The following is a 612-nucleotide window of genomic DNA, read 5'->3' as shown; positions in this document are numbered from 1 at the left end:
TCTCACTTTTAAAGTGTTCACACGTTTTGCCTAAACAAGTGTTCTAACATACTCGTTAAGTGAACTCTCTTTTTTTACAAAAAGAGGTTCGTTCTTTTCTTCTTCTGTGTAGTTTTCAAAGAGCAATAAGTGGTGGAGATGAGCGGGATCGAACCGCTGACCCCCTGCTTGCAAGGCAGGTGCTCTCCCAGCTGAGCTACACCCCCACGTATATAGTTTACTCAAACCTTGTCTTTGAGACAAAAATTCAAGCTCACTTTTTACCTTAGTCAGCTTTTCTCATTTAATCCATCAAGTTCATGAGCATTAAATGGTGGGCCTAAGTGGACTTGAACCACTGACCTCACGCTTATCAGGCGTGCGCTCTAACCAGCTGAGCTATAGGCCCTTGCCTACTAAATCTAGAGAGATGACTCTCTCAAAACCAAACAATGGATGTAACTGCCAAATGTGACCGACCATAGAATGCTTTGCACTTGGTTATCCCAAGTACGTAGCTCCTTAGAAAGGAGGTGATCCAGCCGCACCTTCCGATACGGCTACCTTGTTACGACTTCACCCCAATCATCGGCCCCACCTTCGACGGCTGGCTCCTTACGGTTACCTCACCGG

At 45.9% G+C, this 612-nt stretch carries 2 tRNA genes and 1 rRNA gene; all 3 read right to left on the bottom strand.

From position 1 onward, the window contains the following. Positions 1–130 precede the first annotated feature (130 nt). Positions 131–206 (bottom strand) — tRNA-Ala (locus AC0MXB_RS18305). 105 nt (positions 207–311) lie between these two features. Continuing rightward, positions 312–388: transfer RNA gene (locus AC0MXB_RS18300), tRNA-Ile, on the bottom strand. 117 nt (positions 389–505) lie between these two features. Continuing rightward, positions 506–612: ribosomal RNA gene (locus tag AC0MXB_RS18295) — 16S ribosomal RNA — on the bottom strand; the annotation flags it as partial.

It is taken from the genome of Pelorhabdus sp. sgz311001 (assembly GCF_055901755.1).
This window is presented reverse-complemented; position numbering and strand designations above follow the sequence as displayed.